Raw genomic sequence first — 15,370 nt, 5'->3', positions numbered from 1 at the left:
GGTGGACACCCGCAAGACCCAGAAGGAGATCGAGGACGACCTCCGTGGGGTGATCGCCTACATCTTCCCGGCGCAGCTGGTCGAACTCGACTCCGACACACCGCTGTTCAACGGCGGCCTGTCGCTGAACTCGACCCAGATGATCGAACTGACCCTGGGATTCGAGACGTTCTACGACATCGAGCTCGAACCCGAGCTGCTGACGACGGAGAACTTCGCGACCCTGGGTTCCCTCGCCGGTCTCCTGGAGGAACTCCTCGAAGATGAGGTGTCCCCTGTCTGAGATCCGTTCGGACGTGCGCGTGGTGCTGATCCACGGGAACGCCGGAGCGAGCGTCGAGGGCATCTGGTTCCCGTATCTCAAGCGGGAACTGGAGGCCCTCGGCGCCGAGGTGGTGGCCGAGACCTTCCCCGACCCCATCAAGGGCCGGATGCGGTACTGGCTGCCCTACCTCACCGACGTCATCCGCCCGGACGGGAGGACGGTCATCGTCGGCCACTCGTCCGGCGCGCTGGCCGCCTTCCGGTACGCAGAGAAGGCGCCGCTCCTCGGCACCTTCGCCGTCGCCGGCCACCACCACGACTGCGGCTTCGAACTGGAGCGGCGCAGCGGCTTCTTCGACACCCCGTGGGACTGGGACGCGATCCGCGCCAACCAGTCGTTCATCGAGCAGTTCCACTCGAAGGACGATCCCTGGGTGCCCTTCGAGGTCGCCGAGGAACTGCACGAGCTGACCGGGAGCACATTCAACGCCATGCACGGCATGGGCCACTTCGGCTCGTACGACCAGCAGATGGACACCTTCCCGGAGCTGCTGGAGGCGATCCGCCGCCGCCTCGACGGGACTCGCCTGGAGGAACGATGAACGTCATGCTCGCCGACGAGCTGCTGGAGCGGCGGCGGGACAGCGCGGCCACGGCCGTCGTGGACCTGGAGACGGGCGAGCAGGTCTCGTACCGGACCCTCGCCCGGCGCGTCCAGGCGCTGACCGGCCTCCTCGCCGGGCTCGGCGTGGGCCGGGGCGGCACCGTCGCGATGGTGATGGACAAGTCCGTCGCCTCGGTGGCGGTCATGTGGGCCACGCTGCGGCTCGGCGCCCGCTACGTACCGCTGGACGAGTCGCTGCCGGCGGCCCGCATCGCGCTGCTCCTCGGCAAGTGCGCGCCCACGGCCACCCTGGTCCAGCCCGCCTACCGGGACCTGCTCGACGGCGCGCCGGCCGGGACGGTTGTCATGGTGGGCGCGGTGGGCGCGGACCCCGTGGACGCCGGCGCCGGCTGGGACCCCTCGGCCGAGGCCGAGCCGAGGCCGGCCGGCGTGGCGGGCCGGAGCCCCGACGACCACGCGTACGTCGTCTTCACCTCCGGCTCGACCGGCTCGCCCAAGGGCGTCGTGATCAGCCACCGGTCGATGTGCGCCCTGCTGGCCGGGGTGCAGGAGACCGTCGGTTTCGAGGACGGCATGCGCTTCCTCAACGTGGCGCCGCTCTTCTTCGACGCCTCCGTCGTGGATCTGTGGTCGACCTTCCTGGTCGGCGGCAGCGTCCATCTGCTGCCCCGGCTGCGCATGCCCACCCAGGTCACCCGCGCCGTCGAGGAGTGGCGGATCACCGACACGCTGCTCGTGCCGTCCGTGATCCGGATGCTGGTGAGCCGGTTCAGCGACGCCGGGCGCCGCGACCTCGGCTCGCTGCGGCGGCTGTGGTTCGGCGGCGAGTCGTGCCCGGTGTCGGTCCTGGAGGCGTTCTCCGCCCTCGTACCGGGACTGCGGTACGTGCACGGGTACGGGCCCACAGAGACCACGCACAGCGCCACGCTCTTCCTGACCGACGCCCCGGGCAAGGACGGCGAGGAGTTCCTGCCCATCGGCCATCCGCTGCCCGCCGTCGACGTGCTCGTCGTGGACGACGAGCTGCGGCAGGTGCGGGACGGGGAGACCGGCGAACTCCTCATCGGCGGAGCGCAGGTGATGGCGGGCTACTGCGGCGAACCGGAACGCACCGCACGGTCCGTGGTCGAGCTCCCGGCCGGCGCCGGGGGCCGCTACTACCGCTCCGGCGACTACGTGCGCCGACGGCCGCAGGACGGCGCCCTGGTCTTCCTGGGGCGCCGCGACGACGCCCTGAAGATCAACGGCAACCTCGTCCACCTCTCCGAGGTGGAAGCGGCGACGCTGGCCGTGGGCGGGGTGACGGACTGCTGCGCGGTCCCGGAGGCCCACCCGCTGACCGGCCGGGCGATCATGCTCTTCGTCCTGGGCCGGCAGGACGGCGACACGGGCCTGTGCGAGGAGGAGCTGCGCCGGGAGCTCGCGCTGCGGCTGCCCGACTACATGCTGCCCGCCCGCATCGAGTTCCTGGCCGACGGGGACGTCAGCCTGACGCCGTCCGGCAAGCTCGACCGCGACCGGCTGCGCGCGACGGCTGACGCGACCGGAAAGGGTACGGAGTCCAGGTGACCGACGAGGAGCTGGCCCGCTTCGAGCGGTGCGGCGTGCTGACGGTCGTGCCCCGCTCGGCCACCGGTCTCGCGCTCGGCGACGACCCCGCGCTGCTCCTGCGGCACCGGGCGCAGGAGTTCCTCCCGGCGCCCGGCACCGTGGACCGGCTGGCCGACGCGTACGTCCGCGAGGGGCTCGACGTCGAGGCCCGCACCGAGGTGGGCATCACCGTCTCCGGCGCCCCCGCCCTGCTCGCGGAGGTCTTCGGCCACCCGGTGCGGCCGGTGCGCAACAAGTACATCCGGGAGACGGTCCGCCACGAGTTCGCCGCCGCCGGCCCGCTCCGCTCCCGGCTCCACACCGAGCTGGTCGCGGAGGTCCGGATTCCCCGGGCGGGCTTCGAGCTGGGCGTCGACGCCACCCCGCCCCTCCCTCGCGACGCCCGGTATCTGCGGCTGCCCGAGGACGCGGTGCGCCTCGCCGGCGCCGGGCGGCCGCACGCGGCCGGGGTCCGGGGCGACGGGGTCCGGGTCGTGATGGTCGACACCGGCCTGTACGACCATCCGCACCACCGCGCCCACGGCTACCGCACGAGGGTCGTCCCCGCGCTGTCCGCCCTCGATCCCGCCGTGGACGAACGCGGCCACGGCACCGCCATGTCGGCGCTGCTGCTCGCGGTCGCACCGGGCGCCGACCTCACCATGGTCAAGATGGCCTGCGAGAGCTTCTCCTTCCCGCTGGCGGCCTTCCAGCGGGCGGTGCAGCTGGCCCCGGACGTCATCTCGTGCAGCTGGGGCACCCTGCGCGCGGAGCCGCACCTCCACCTGGAGGTCGCGAACGCGGTGCGGCGCGGGATCACGGTCCTGTTCGCCGCCGGCAACGGTTCCACGGACCGGCGTACCGCCATGTTCCAGTCGGTGGCGACCCCGGGCGCGATCACGGTCGGCGGGGTCCACGTGGGGCCGGACGGATGCAGGCAGGCCGCCGACCTGGCGTCCAGCTACCGTTCGGACGTCTTCCCCGGCCGGCGGGTCCCCGACCTGTCCGGGCCCTGCGGCATGCTGCCGCACGGCGACTACGTGGTGTTCCCGACCCAGCCTGGCTGCATGTTCGACCGCCGCAACAGCGCGTACGACGGCACCGCCCCCGACGACGGCTGGCTGGTGTCCAGCGGAACCTCGGGAGCGACGGCGTACGCGGCCGGGGTGGTGGCGCTCGCGGTGCAGCAGGGAATCGGCAAGGGCCGCGCGCTGACCGCCGCGGACCTGGCGGACGCCTGTCTGCCGGTGACACGGGGACGGACGCTGACCGGTGACGACTGCGGCGGGACCTGCCCGAACGAGGCGGTGGGCCACGGACTGCTCACCGCCTCCCTGCCCGCGGCGCCCGGGTTCAGATGAGGCGTCGCATCCAGCCGTACCGGTCCTCGGCGCGCCCGAACTGGATGTCGACGAGGCTGCGGCGCAGCTTCATGGTGATCGAGTCCTCGGCGTCGGTGTCCGGGGCGGTCACCTCGCCGTCCTCCCAGACGAGGCGGCCGACGGGAGTGACGACGGCGCCGGTGCCGCAGGCGAACACCTCGCGGATCTCGCCGGTGCGGGCGCCCTCCTGCCATTCGCGGATGTCGACGGCCCGCTCCTCGACGTCGAGGCCGAGATCCTTGGCGAGGGTGAGGACGGAGGCGCGGGTGACACCCTCCAGGATGGTGCCGAGGCCGGGCGTGACGAGACGGCCGTCACGGGTGACGAAGTACAGGTTCATACCGCCGAGTTCCTCGACGTACCGCCCCTCGGTGGCGTCCAGGAAGCAGACCTGGTCGCAGCCGTGCTCACCGGCCTCCAGCATGGGCGCGAGGCCGGCGGCGTAGTTGCCGCCGCACTTCGCCGCACCGGTGCCGCCGCGCCCGGCCCGGGTGTACTGACCGGAGAGCCAGATGGAGACGGGCTTCACGCCGCCGGAGAAGTACGGTCCGACCGGCGAGGCGATGACCATGTACGTGACCTCGGCCGCGGGCCGCACACCGAGGAACGCCTCGGAGGCGAACATGAACGGCCGCAGGTAGAGGCTCTGTTCGCCCTGGTCTGGCACCCAGTCGCGGTCGGCGCGCACCAGCTCGGTGACGGAGTCGAGGAAGACCTCGACGGGCAGCTCGGGCAGGGCCAGCCGGCGGGCCGAGCGGTTGAAGCGCTCGCCGTTGGCCTCGGGCCGGAAGGTCCACACCGAACCGTCCGCGTGGCGGTAGGCCTTCATGCCCTCGAAGATCTCCTGCGCGTAGTGCAGGACGGCGGCGGCCGGATGCATCGGGATGGGGGCGAACGGCACGACGGCGGCGTCCCGCCAGCCGCCGTCCTTCGTCCACACGGCACGGGCCATGTGATCGGTGAAGTACTGCCCGAACTTGGGGTCTTCCAGGATCTCGGCGCGACGGGCGCGACTCACCGGGCTGGGATTGGCCTCGACCGTGAACCGCACACTCATCGCAGGGACCCTCTCGGTTCCGTGGTGCATTGTTGGATGGCGGCAGGCACGTCAGCCTGCGGCCGGGCAGGCGGCAAGGAGAGAGGATACCGGAGTGGCGTCCCACACGACATGGACAGAACGCCTGGTCGGCAGGCGCGTCCTGTGCGTAGGAACGGACTTGGCGGACGTGGCGGAGATGCGGGGCGTGCTCGCCCGCCGGCCCTCTTTCGGCGCCAAGGTGTTCACCAAGGCGGAGCGCGCTTACTGCGACGTCATGCAGGACCCGGCCGAGCGGTACGCGGTCCGGTTCGCGGCCAAGGAAGCGGTGCTGAAGGCACTGGGTACGGGCCTCGCCGGTGCGCCGCTCACCGATATCGAGGTCCGGCGCGCCCCGGAGGGGAAGCCCTCCCTCCACCTCACGGGCCGAGCGGCGGCACTGGCCGAGGCGGCGGGCGTCCGCACCTGGCTGATCAGCCTCACGCACACGGCGACGCAGGCGCACGCGATGGTGGCAGGGCTCGGGGACGAGGAGTGAGCGCGTTACGTCATGTCCTCCGGTTCCGGCATCCCGCCGGCCGCCGTCACGCCGCCCCTTGTAATTGATCGATACAGCGCCTCAACGCACACGGTCCCCGCAACTCCCGCAGATCGCGGGTGTTGCGAGGACCGCTGGAACCCAAGCACCAGGGTGCGGCCTTCCCGTGGCCGCCGCACGGTCGCTGGACCGGTACAGCCGAAAGATCCGCGCTGCTTCGGGATCTTGCCGGCTGGGCTCGCGTCGCAACGAACGAGGAGTGCTGATCAGTCGTCGGACTTCACGGGCTCCAGTTTGATGCTGAAGTGTCGGAGGATCGGGGACTGGCCCGTCACCCGGTAGCCACGGACCGATTCAGGATTCTTCGCGATATCTGCCAGGGTGGCGGCAACGTGGTCGTAGTGGCTGCGGGTGTAGACCCGTCGGGGGAGAGCCAGCCGTACAAGTTCGTAGGGCGCCGTCTTGACAGGGTTGCCGTGCTCGTCCTCTTCACCGAGGTACAGCGACCCCAGCTCCGCCGAGCGGATGCCTCCGCGCAGGTAGAGCTCGCAGACGAGTGCGGTGCCGGGGTACTGGTGCGGGGGGATGTGGGGCAGGAGGCGTCCGGCGTTGACGTAGAGGGCGTGCAGACCGGCGGGTTCCACGATGTCGACGCCGGCCTCGCGGATGCGTGCGGCGAGATAGGCGGCTATGTCGGCACGCTCGGCGAGGTAGGCCGGCTCGGTCACTTCGAGGAGGCCGCGGGCCATCATCTCGAGGTCACGTCCGGACAGACCGCCGTAGGTGGTGAATCCTTCGGTGGCGATGAGCAGACCCCCGCACCGCTCGGCGAGTTCGGGGTCCTTCAGGCCGATGAAGCCGCCGATGTGGACGATCCCGTCCTTCTTCGCGCTCATGACGCAGCCGTCGGCGAGGCGGAAGGCCTCCTCGGCGACCTGGCGCGGGGTGCGGTCGGCGTAGCCGGGTTCGCGCTGGGTCACCAGCCAGGCGTTCTCCGCGAACCGGGCCGCGTCGAGGATCATCGGCACGTTGTGACGGCGGCACAGTTCGGCGGTGCGGTGCAGGTTGTCCATGCTGACCGGCTGGCCCCCGCCACCGTTGTTGGTGATGGTCATCAGCACGGCCGCAACGGGCTTCTGGTCCGCGTTCTCCAGAGCCTGTTCGAGGGCGATCAGGTCGATGTTGCCCTTGAACGGAAAGTCGCTGTCGAGGTCCTTCGCCTCGGCGCAGGGCAGGTCGTACGCCGTGCAGCCAGTCAGTTCGACGTTGGCGCGGGTGGTGTCGAAGTGCGTGTTGGACAGCACACTCGTGCCGGGCCGCAGCAGCGAGGAGAAGAGGATGCGCTCGGCCGCGCGGCCTTGGTGGGCCGGCAGGATGTGGGGGTAGCCGGTGAGTTCGGAGACGACCTCGTGCCACCGGTAGAACGAGCGGCTGCCGGCGTAGGACTCGTCGCCCTGCATTCCTGCGGCGAGCTGGTCCGCGGAGATGGCACCGGTCCCGGAGTCGCTCAACAGGTCGATGGTGACTTCGTCGGCCCGCAGCTCGAAGGGGTTGTAGGCGACCCGCTTCAGCGCGGCCTCGCGCTCCTCCCGAGTGGTGAAAGCAAGAGGTTCTACGACCTTGATGCGGTAGGGCTCCACGTGACTTCCTTCTGTGCGGTGTGCGGGCTGAAGTGGCCGACGGCCTGGTGCCCGAGGTCCAGGACGCTCTGGGTGAGTTGCGCAGGCGTCCAGGTGCCCCGCGGGTACTGCTCCTGCGGCGGCCGGACGCGGTAGGCCTCGGAACTGAGGTAGGCGGTGATCCGGGGCGGCCGGTTGCGCTCGTACACCAGGGCCAGGTAGGCGATCAGCCCCGCGCCGTCGGCGAGGGTTCGCCGTGTGAGCGCTCCCGGGCTTCGGTTCAGGACGGTGGGGTCCACGCCGGCCCGGGTCAGCAGGGCTGTGGCGCGGGCGAGGGCCTCTTCGTCATCGCGCACGTAGTCGCGAACGGGAATGTGGAGCGTGAAGCCGCTCGGGTTGCTGTCGCCTTCGGTGAAGGAGTGGCAGGTGAGCGCCGGCCGCCGCACCAGTCGCAGGGTGTCGTTTCCGCCGTGCTCGGACGGCGCGAGGGAGCCCGCGGCCGCGTGGAAGAAGTAGCGGATGTCGGCCGCTGTGGCTCCGGAGGCACGGCTGAGCGCGCAGGCGTCATCGGCGGACATGCGCGGGTGTCGCACGTAGACCTTGACGCGGGGGGACGCCCAGGCGCCCAGGTCCAGAGCGAGGAACGGATATCCGTCCGCCGGGGGCAGTTGCTCGAAGGCCTGACCGTAGCCGAGCCGCCGCAGTGCCTCGCGCACGGTGCGGGCCGCGCTTTCCGGGCCGGAGGCGGAGGGGTTCAGGTAGACCTTGACCCCTGGGACCCCTCCGGCGCGCAGATCGAGCGCGTACCACAGGGCCAGGGGGCCCTGGGCCGCAGCAGGGAAGAACAGGTCGGCGATGGCGTCGAGCTGGTCGGTGGCGAAGCCCCAGCGGGCGCCCATGGCGCGGATGACCGCAAGCCCGGCGCGGCCGTTGTCGACGATGTCGCTGTGGGCCCACCCGGGCTCCACGAGCACGCGCAGGGCCGGGGCGGCGTCCGCAGCGCTGGCGAGGGAGAACTCGACGGGGCTGTGGTCATCGGAGAGGAAGGTGGGCGAGGCCGGCGGCAGGGACAGCGGCCGGTGGGCGGCGCCTGCGAGGGAGTCGACCAGGACCTGTCCGTACAGCTCGGTGTCCGCCTCGCTCAGGCCCACCATGGCTCCCAGGCGCCGCAGCTGACCGTGTACGTGTTCGCCGAGCGTCGTCTCACCGGGGCTGGTCGCCGGTATGCCGGGGCCCGGTCGGGAGGTCATCGTGTGCCTCGCATGTCGTGGCGCGTAACGCGCCCGGACGGTGCGGGGACACGGGTGCGTGCTCCGCCGGCAAGGGAGGAGACGAGGGTCAGTCCGCTGCCGGGAGCGGCGGGTATTCGGTCCTGCGGCCGACCGGGGTCGCCGCCCCCGCACGGGTTCCGTCCGCTGGGGGTGGTGCGCTGCGGGCCCGGTCGGGCGCTCGCGGACGGTGGCGCGGAGATGCTTGCGAGGTTCACTGCCTCTCCTTCATCTTGTGTCACTCCAGACACTCCGCGCCGTCCTACCCAGGAAGTTGATCTTTCATGCAGGTTGCATCAACTGCCTGTGTCACATGCATCACAGGGGGTGTGGGCTACGGGGCCGTCAGCCACTTCACGAAGCTGCTCCAGCGCCCCGTCTTGCCGGTGGGCTGCGGCGCCGCGGGTGCCGCCGCGACGGGGGGCGCCTGGTAGCGGGGCACGGCCGTCGGCTCCGGTGCGGCCGCGGCACGCGGGGTGACGGCGCTGAACCGGACGGGCAGGGAGGCCAGGGCCCGGTTGAAGGGGCCGGGCCGCCAGGCGAGGCTGTCCGCGGGGACGGCGAGTTCAACGTCGGGCAGGGCGTTGAACAGCGTCTCCAGGCCCGTCAGGGCGATCAGCCTGGCCGGCTCCTTCGACGGGCAGGCGTGCGGGCCCGCGCTCCAGGCGAGGTGACCGCGGGTGTCGGCGCCGCGGTCCGCGAGCGCCGTGTTGGCGGCGCCGAAGGACACCAGCACCAGGTCACCGGCGCGCACCTTGTCGCCGGCCACGTCCGTGTCGACCACCGGGTAATGGGGTGCGTAGTTGGACATCGGCGCATTGCGCCACAGAGTGTCGTCCACAGCCTTGTCGAACTGCCCCAGGCGCGCGAACTCCTCGTTGGTCAGCATCGTGTAGAAGGCGTTGCCGATCAGGTTGCCCTCCGGCTCGCCGCCCGCACCGAGGAGCAACACCAGCGTGTGCGCCAGTTCCTCGTCGTTCAGCTGCGCCGGATGCTGCATCAGGTAGGACGTGATGTCCTCCCCGGGCTGGGCGCGCTTGAGCGCCACCAGCTCGCTGACCGCTCCGAGCAGGACCTGGCTGGCCGCCTCGGCGTTGACTCCGTCGAACATGCCGGAGATGCCGAACAGCACCCGGTCGCCGATCTCCGCCGGGCAGCCGAACAGCTCGTTGAACACGTACAGCGGGAGCTGCTGGGCGTAGTCACGGAGCAGGTCGGCGCTGCCGCGGGCGCTGAACTGGTTGATCAGGAACTGGGCTACCTGACTGACGATCCGGCTCAGCCGCTTGTTGCTGACGCGGGCGAAGGAGTCGGTGATGGCCTGCCGCAGCCGCACATGCTCGGCGCCGTCGGTGAACATCGCGTTCGGCCGGTAGGCCAGCAGCGGGAGGACCGGGCTGTCGGGGCGGACGGAGCCCTCAGCCAGAGCACGCCAGCGGCGTGAGTCCTTGCGAAAGGTCGTCGAATCCTGCAGCAGTTCCAGAGCCGCGTTGTAATCGGTCACCAGCGTCGCCTCCACGCCGGGGGCGATGGTGACGGGAGCGGTGGGGCCGAGCTCGCGCATGTAGCGGTAGTACGCGTGCGGATTGGCGGCGAACTCCGCGCTGTCCAGGGATATGCGCTGCCCGCTGCCGTGTGCGGGGCAGCCGGGCGGAGGTACAGAGGGGGTTGTCATGCGTGCTCCAGGTCGGCGCGCTCGTGCAGATAGCGGACCAAGGTGATCAGGGCGTCGACGGACGACTTCTCGTCGCGTGCGTCGATGGTGACGACGGGGGTGTCGGGCAGCAGGTCGAGTGCCTCCCGGACTTCCTCCGGGGTGTGGACCGGACTGCCGTCGAAGTGATTGATGGCCACGGCGAAATCGAGGCCGTAGCTCTCGACCAGATCCATGACGTCGAAGGAGTCGGCCAGGCGCTCGGGGTCCACCAGGACCAGGGCGCCCAGCGCTCCGCGGGCCGTGTCGTCCCACAGACTCACGAAGCGCTGCTGTCCGGGGGAGCCGAACAGATACAGAACGATGCGTTCGCTCAGCGTCAGTCGGCCAAAGTCCAGGGCGACGGTGGTGGTGGTCTTTCCCTGAACCCCTTTGAGGTCGTCGACGCGCTCCGAGAGCGTCGTCATCCGTTCCTCCGTGGACAACGGCGTGATCTCGGAAAGCGAGCCGATCAGGGTGGTCTTGCCGACGGCGAAATGCCCGACGACCAGGATTTTCACCGCAGTCTGCTGTGCGCCGCTGGGCACGTAGGCATCCTCAGACAGTGAGAGCCTTGAGACCATCGAGCACCTCCTTAAGCAAGGCCTTGTTGGTGGGACGGGCCGAGGGCACCGGCGCCCGGGTCACGAGATAGCCCCCCTCGGCCAGGGTGCTGAGCAGCGCCTTGACCACCCCGAGCGGCAGCTGGGAGTGCGCGGCGATCTCAGCGACCGAGAGGTAGCCGCTGGAGCACATCTCCAGGATCTGCAGCTCCTCGGGCGAGAGCCGCTGGGGGCGCTGCTGCTCGTCGGTGGCCGTCGTGACGAGAGTGATGAGAGCGAACTCGCCCTCATCGGGCAGGTCACGTCCACGGGTGATGACGTAGGGCCGGACTAATTCTCCGGCCTCGGACACGAACTCGGACACGAACTCGAGCTCGGGAGGGCCGGGTTCCGTCATGAGGTGACCGTGTCGCCGCGAAGGCCGGTCGACATCGCCTTGCCCAGCCGGCTGACCAGCTGCTGCATCCGGTACGTGATGTCCTGCATGTCGACCTCGGCCGACGCCGCCACGGCAAGGTAGCTGCCGCCGCCCGCAGCGTTCAGGAACACCCAGCCCCCGTCGAACTCGATGAGGGTCTGACGCCAGTTCGCTCCGTGCTCACCGCAGAAGAAGCTGACGGCCCGGCTGAGCGACTGCAGGCCGGAGACGGCGGCGGCCACCTTGTCGGCATCGCCCCTGTCAATCTCCGCAGTACGGGACATCTGGAGACCGTCGGCAGAAATCAGGACCGCGTGGAGAGCATGCGGAATCTGCAGCGCGTCCTCAAGCATCCAGGACAGGTCGTCGCTCACGGGGCATCGAATCCTTCGTGTGAATCGGCAGTCGTATCACCTTCGGCGGCCGGTACCCCCGCACCTCGGCCCCTGAGAGTGCCACGCTGAAATGCGCCCATGGCCGCCACCCGTGCCTCTGCTGACCGGGCCGGCGGCGCTTCGTCAGACCTGTGGCCGCCGTCCGGCACGAGCGCCATGCCGCGCTTGTTCCGTCGCCGGGGCAGCCCGCCCTCTGCCGCCGCAGGGGCCGCACCGCGGCTCGAGGCAGCGGCAGTGACTTCTTGCGTGGAAGCGGGCTTCTTGGGCTCGGGCATCTCGGTCAACAACTCCTTCGGCACCATCACCACCGCGCGGACGCCGCCGTAGGGAGAGGTGCTGTCGATGGCGACCGTGAACCCGAACCGCGCGCACAGGGCACCGATGACCGCGAAACCGAACGCGGGAGGGTTGCCGAGCTCCGAAACGCTCACCGCGGACCCGCTGGACAGCAGAGCGGTGGCGTTCGTCCGTTCTTCCTCGCTCATGCCGACACCGGCGTCGTCGATCACGATGCAGATGCCCCGGGGCACCGTCCGCACCTCGACCTCGACCATGGTGGACGGCTCGGAATAGCTGGTCGCGTTGTCGAGCAGCTCGGCCACCGTCAGCGCGATCGGTTCGACGGCGCGGCTGGTCACCGCGAAATCGACCCGTGAGGCGATTTCGATGCGCTGGTAGTGCCGGATACGGCCCTGTGCTCCGCGGACCACGTCGTAGACCGACGCAGCCTCCCGCTGCCGGCCGAGCCACCCGCCGCACAGCACAGCGATGGACTGCGCACGCCGGTTGAATTGCGCGTTCATGTGGTCGATGCCCAGCATGTCCCGCAGTACGGCCGAGTCGCCGTACTTCTTCTGCAGCCCGGAGATGGCCCGCTGCTGCTCCGCGGCGAGGCCTTGAAGGGTCCGCATGGCCGACTTCAGTACGGTGTTTGTGGCCTCCTCCGCCTCTTCCTTGGCCTGGCGGACCACCTCGTCGTAGCCGCTGCGCAGCTTGTTGACGGTGAAGTCGAGGTCGGCGGTCCTGCCCTGGGATGAGGTCAGCTCACCTTGAAGGCCGTGCTTTTGACGACGTAGCGCCTTGATCGTTTTTCGCTGGCGAGTGATTACCGTGGCGGCGACAGCGACGCCGACGGCAAGCGCCCAGACTGTCGGATCCTGCCAAAAATTCGTCATGTGACTCTCTATTGAGCGGCTTGAGTCCAGCTCTTGAAATCTGTCCAAGCGGACCCTCGGGCTGTGGGCAGACGTCACCGCCCGGAGAGCCCCCCTGGCTGTAGCCATGCCAAGGCGAAAGCTCACGTGGCATGTGCACGCGAGCGTATCACCGGATGATCATGAGGCTCTGTCAAGTCCACCACTTCGTTGCCCCGTTGGCCAGAAAAGCATGTTCATGTCAGTGAGGAAGGTGTGCCTGCGAGGTGGAGACCCCGCGCCCGAGCGCGGGATGGCGGAGCGGCAGGGCCCACCGCCGGGAATCCCTCCCCCCGGCCGGCCGTGCCGTATTTCGCGCGGGACGAAGGAGTACGGACACATGCGGGAAATCCCCTCCCGGGACCTGGCCGGGCAGCTCGTCCGGCTCCTGCCGGAAGTGGAGCCGTACCTTGAGACGGCGGCCCGGCGGCACGGCAGGCGGGCATCCCGGGTGACCCACTGGGACCAGGTCAACACCCACCCCGGGACACTGCTTTCCGACGTCCTCGCCCATCCGCTGTTCCAGCCCAGGATGGAGCCCGCCGAGACGGACGTGGCGGACGAGGAATTCCTCGATCGCGCCTTCCGGTTCGCCGGGCCCAGGACACGTGCGGAGATCCTGCCGTACGGACCCATCAGGCGGCGGCGGACGGCTTTTGCACGGCGCGCCCGGCCGACGAGCTGGAGGCGCTGATGGCGGACCCGTCGTGGGTCGACCGGGCCGCGTCAGCCGCGTAGGTCGGCCAGGTCGTCGTCCGTGAGTGTGAGGTCGCGGGCGGTCATGTTCTCCTCCAGGTGCGCGAGGTTCCCGGTGCCGGGGATGGCGAGCATGACCGGCGAAGAGGCGAGCAGCAGGGCGAGCTGCACCTGCGTGACGGTCGCGTCCAGCCGGGCCGCGACCTTCTCCAGGCGCCGGGTGTCCAGCGGCTCGCGTCCGCCGCCGAGCAGGAAGAACGGCACGTACGCGATGCCCGCCGCCTCGCACTCCGCGAGGAGCGCCAGGTCGTCTGCGTACGGATTCTGCACGCAGGCGACGGGCGCGACGGACCGCGCCTCCGAGAGCTGCGCGGCGTCGATGTTGCTGACGCCCAGGTGCCGGATGAGGCCCTTCTGCTGGAGCCCGGCGAGCACGGCGAAGCGCTCGGCGACGGACTCGCCGCCGGGGCCGCTCATGCCGCCGACGCGGAGGTTGACGACGTCGAGCCGGTCGACGCCGAGGGCGCGCAGGTCCGCCTCGACGAGGCCGCGCAGCTGGTCGGGGGTGGCCTGGCCGCTGGGCATGCCGTCGGGGCCGGGGAGCGGGCCGACCTTGGTCGCGATGACCAGGTCCTCGGGGTAGGGGGCGAGCGCCTCGCGGATCAGTTCGTTGGCGCGTACGTCGCCCCGGGCGTAGAAGGCGGCGGTGTCGATGTGGTTCACGCCCAGCTCGACGGCCCGCCGGAGGACCGCGATGCCGTTCTCGGGGGTGCGGGCGGGGCCGTCGAACGTGCTCATGGGCAACCGCATGGCGCCGAAGCCGAGGCGGTTGACGGGGAGGTCGCCGCCGAGGGTGAAGGTGGTGTTGGTCATGGCTTCATGCTCTCCGTGGAGGCCGGGGCGGCCCAGCGCGTGGCAGCTTGCTGCCAGACCCGCGGGATGGGGGATGCTGCGAGACTGGCGGTATGCGGAACGAACAGATCTTCTCGGTCCACGGCGACGCGGAGCTGCTGGCGCGCGCCGGACACCTCCTCGAATCGGCCCGCACCGAGTTCCTGTGCGCCGCCCGCACCCTGACGACGTGGCCCCGGCCGGCGACGTGGACGACCCCGGGCCCCGACTTCACGACCCGGAAGCTGCTCACCCCGGCGGCCCTCACGGACGAGGCGACCAGGGACCACCTGCGGCTGGTGCTGGGCGCGGGTGCCCAGGTGCGCATCACCGACGCGGAGCTCCCGCACGAGACGATCATCATCGACCGCCGCGTCATGATCCTGGCCGGCCGCGAGGCGCCTGCCGGCCGCGAGTACTCCGTGACGACGTCGAAGAACATGATCGACGGCGTCCACTCGCTGTTCGACGCGATGTGGAACCGGTCGGCGGACTACACGACGTACCTGGCGAAGGACACCCCGCACCTGAACCCGGAGTCCCGCGCCGTCCTGGAGGCCCTGAGCACGGGCCTCACCGACGCGTCGGCCGCCCGCCGGTCGGGCGTCTCCCTGCGGACGTACCGCCGCCGCGTGGCGGACCTGATGGTGACGCTGCAAGCCGCGTCGCGCTTCCAGGCGGGGCTGCGGGCGGGGGAACTGGGGCTGCCGGGGCGGTGAGGGCGGGGCGTCACGGCGGGGGCCGCGGGGGCCGCGGGGCCACCCTCCCCGAACGTGTGTCGTAGGTGGCGTCGCCCCGCCGGGATCGCCTGCGTGACGTTCACCGCGTTGCCGTCAGGCCGCCCCCGCCGCCCGCCGCCCCTTGTAATTGATCTTCATGGTGTCCATGTCCGTCGCGGTGGAACGCAGCTCGCCGTGTCCGTAGCCGGACGCCCGCAGGGTCGTCTCCGCGCGGTCCTCGGCGATCGCGGACGCCATCTCCTCGCCGTCCAGCGCGTCCGACACCACCACGTACCGGAAGCTGAAGTGCTTCAGCACACGGTCGTAGGTGAGCGACCCCTCCTCGGTGAACTGCATGGCAGCCAGACCGTGCTGCTCCACCTCCGTCAGCAGCCTCGCGCGCGCCTCGTCCGTCAGCCCCTCCCAGGTGCCGCGCACGATCACTCGGTAGGTGTGCTGCGTGGTCATCGTGTTCCACCG

Annotated in this window: 17 protein-coding genes; 7 read left to right on the top strand and 10 right to left on the bottom strand. The window is 70.5% G+C overall.

The window, feature by feature from the left end; all coding sequences use genetic code 11:
• The first annotated feature begins 1 nt into the window (after nt 1).
• From ACIO3R_RS13615 to ACIO3R_RS13600, 4 genes are read left to right on the top strand one after another with little or no spacing between them, the layout of a single operon-like run.
• Nucleotides 2–283: an acyl carrier protein gene (locus ACIO3R_RS13615; protein ID WP_363024770.1), complete on the top strand. Its 282-nt coding sequence runs from the start codon at nt 2–4 to the stop codon at nt 281–283.
• A complete protein-coding gene (locus tag ACIO3R_RS13610) occupies nt 264–866 on the top strand; it encodes an RBBP9/YdeN family alpha/beta hydrolase (protein WP_385027167.1) in 603 nt (200 codons plus the stop codon). The genes ACIO3R_RS13615 and ACIO3R_RS13610 overlap by 20 nt, the downstream gene beginning before the upstream one ends.
• Entirely contained in the window at nt 863–2,458 is a 1,596-nt protein-coding gene (locus ACIO3R_RS13605) for an amino acid adenylation domain-containing protein (protein WP_402105632.1), read from the top strand. Before ACIO3R_RS13610 ends, ACIO3R_RS13605 begins: the two co-directional genes overlap by 4 nt.
• Nucleotides 2,455–3,840 (top strand): S8 family serine peptidase, encoded by a 1,386-nt coding sequence (locus tag ACIO3R_RS13600; RefSeq protein ID WP_402105631.1) that lies wholly within the window; start codon nt 2,455–2,457, stop codon nt 3,838–3,840. Before ACIO3R_RS13605 ends, ACIO3R_RS13600 begins: the two co-directional genes overlap by 4 nt.
• On the opposite strand, the gene ACIO3R_RS13595 is transcribed toward ACIO3R_RS13600, so the two are convergent.
• On the bottom strand, nt 3,833–4,918 hold the full coding sequence (locus ACIO3R_RS13595) for a branched-chain amino acid aminotransferase (RefSeq protein ID WP_385027158.1): 1,086 nt from the start codon (nt 4,916–4,918) through the stop codon (nt 3,833–3,835). The genes ACIO3R_RS13600 and ACIO3R_RS13595 overlap by 8 nt on opposite strands.
• 94 nt (nt 4,919–5,012) lie before the next feature.
• On the opposite strand from ACIO3R_RS13595, the gene ACIO3R_RS13590 reads away from it, so the two are divergent.
• Nucleotides 5,013–5,435 (top strand): holo-ACP synthase, encoded by a 423-nt coding sequence (locus ACIO3R_RS13590; RefSeq protein ID WP_385348593.1) that lies wholly within the window; start codon nt 5,013–5,015, stop codon nt 5,433–5,435.
• A gap of 266 nt (nt 5,436–5,701) precedes the next feature.
• Here ACIO3R_RS13590 and ACIO3R_RS13585 read toward each other — a convergent pair whose 3' ends face one another.
• The 7 genes from ACIO3R_RS13585 to ACIO3R_RS13555 all read right to left on the bottom strand — a co-directional run bounded on the left by ACIO3R_RS13585 (nt 5,702) and on the right by ACIO3R_RS13555 (nt 12,566).
• Nucleotides 5,702–7,075 carry a tryptophanase gene (locus tag ACIO3R_RS13585; RefSeq protein WP_402105630.1) on the bottom strand — a complete coding sequence of 458 codons (1,374 nt, stop codon included), beginning with the start codon at nt 7,073–7,075 and terminating at the stop codon, nt 5,702–5,704.
• Complete coding sequence (locus tag ACIO3R_RS13580) at nt 7,048–8,304, bottom strand: tryptophan dimethylallyltransferase family protein (RefSeq protein ID WP_402105629.1); 1,257 nt, start codon at nt 8,302–8,304, stop codon at nt 7,048–7,050. Before ACIO3R_RS13580 ends, ACIO3R_RS13585 begins: the two co-directional genes overlap by 28 nt.
• Nucleotides 8,305–8,656: 352 nt before the next feature.
• On the bottom strand, nt 8,657–9,997 hold the full coding sequence (locus ACIO3R_RS13575; protein WP_385027146.1) for a cytochrome P450: 1,341 nt from the start codon (nt 9,995–9,997) through the stop codon (nt 8,657–8,659).
• On the bottom strand, nt 9,994–10,599 hold the full coding sequence (locus tag ACIO3R_RS13570; protein WP_385027143.1) for an ATP/GTP-binding protein: 606 nt from the start codon (nt 10,597–10,599) through the stop codon (nt 9,994–9,996). Before ACIO3R_RS13570 ends, ACIO3R_RS13575 begins: the two co-directional genes overlap by 4 nt.
• Nucleotides 10,574–10,975 (bottom strand): DUF742 domain-containing protein, encoded by a 402-nt coding sequence (locus ACIO3R_RS13565; protein ID WP_385027140.1) that lies wholly within the window; start codon nt 10,973–10,975, stop codon nt 10,574–10,576. The genes ACIO3R_RS13570 and ACIO3R_RS13565 overlap by 26 nt, the downstream gene beginning before the upstream one ends.
• The gene (locus tag ACIO3R_RS13560) at nt 10,972–11,370 is read right to left on the bottom strand and encodes a roadblock/LC7 domain-containing protein (RefSeq protein WP_018552722.1); all 399 of its coding nucleotides are present in this window, start codon (nt 11,368–11,370) and stop codon (nt 10,972–10,974) included. The genes ACIO3R_RS13565 and ACIO3R_RS13560 overlap by 4 nt, the downstream gene beginning before the upstream one ends.
• On the bottom strand, nt 11,367–12,566 hold the full coding sequence (locus ACIO3R_RS13555; RefSeq protein ID WP_402105627.1) for an ATP-binding protein: 1,200 nt from the start codon (nt 12,564–12,566) through the stop codon (nt 11,367–11,369). Before ACIO3R_RS13555 ends, ACIO3R_RS13560 begins: the two co-directional genes overlap by 4 nt.
• Before the next feature lie 358 nt (nt 12,567–12,924).
• Here ACIO3R_RS13555 and ACIO3R_RS13550 point away from each other — a divergent pair, with 358 nt between their 5' ends.
• Nucleotides 12,925–13,278, top strand: a complete 354-nt coding sequence (locus ACIO3R_RS13550; protein WP_402105626.1) for a hypothetical protein — start codon at nt 12,925–12,927, stop codon at nt 13,276–13,278.
• A gap of 32 nt (nt 13,279–13,310) precedes the next feature.
• Here the strand turns inward: ACIO3R_RS13550 and ACIO3R_RS13545 are convergent, their stop codons facing one another.
• Nucleotides 13,311–14,153: an oxidoreductase gene (locus ACIO3R_RS13545; protein WP_402105625.1), complete on the bottom strand. Its 843-nt coding sequence runs from the start codon at nt 14,151–14,153 to the stop codon at nt 13,311–13,313.
• A 92-nt stretch (nt 14,154–14,245) separates the two neighbouring features.
• Between ACIO3R_RS13545 and ACIO3R_RS13540 the strand changes: the two genes are divergently transcribed.
• Nucleotides 14,246–14,890, top strand: coding sequence for a DNA-binding response regulator (locus ACIO3R_RS13540; RefSeq protein WP_402105624.1), 645 nt, complete (start codon nt 14,246–14,248; stop codon nt 14,888–14,890).
• A 114-nt stretch (nt 14,891–15,004) separates the two neighbouring features.
• Here the strand turns inward: ACIO3R_RS13540 and ACIO3R_RS13535 are convergent, their stop codons facing one another.
• A complete protein-coding gene (locus tag ACIO3R_RS13535) occupies nt 15,005–15,358 on the bottom strand; it encodes a DUF6204 family protein (protein WP_385027125.1) in 354 nt (117 codons plus the stop codon).
• Between the last annotated feature and the right edge of the window lie 12 nt (nt 15,359–15,370).

Origin of the sequence: Streptomyces sp. NPDC087428 (assembly GCF_044744085.1) — a bacterium.
In the GTDB taxonomy this organism is placed as follows: Bacteria; Actinomycetota; Actinomycetes; order Streptomycetales; family Streptomycetaceae; genus Streptomyces.
The sequence above is the reverse complement of the archived record's forward strand: the minus strand, read 5'-3'. Positions and strand labels throughout refer to the sequence as shown.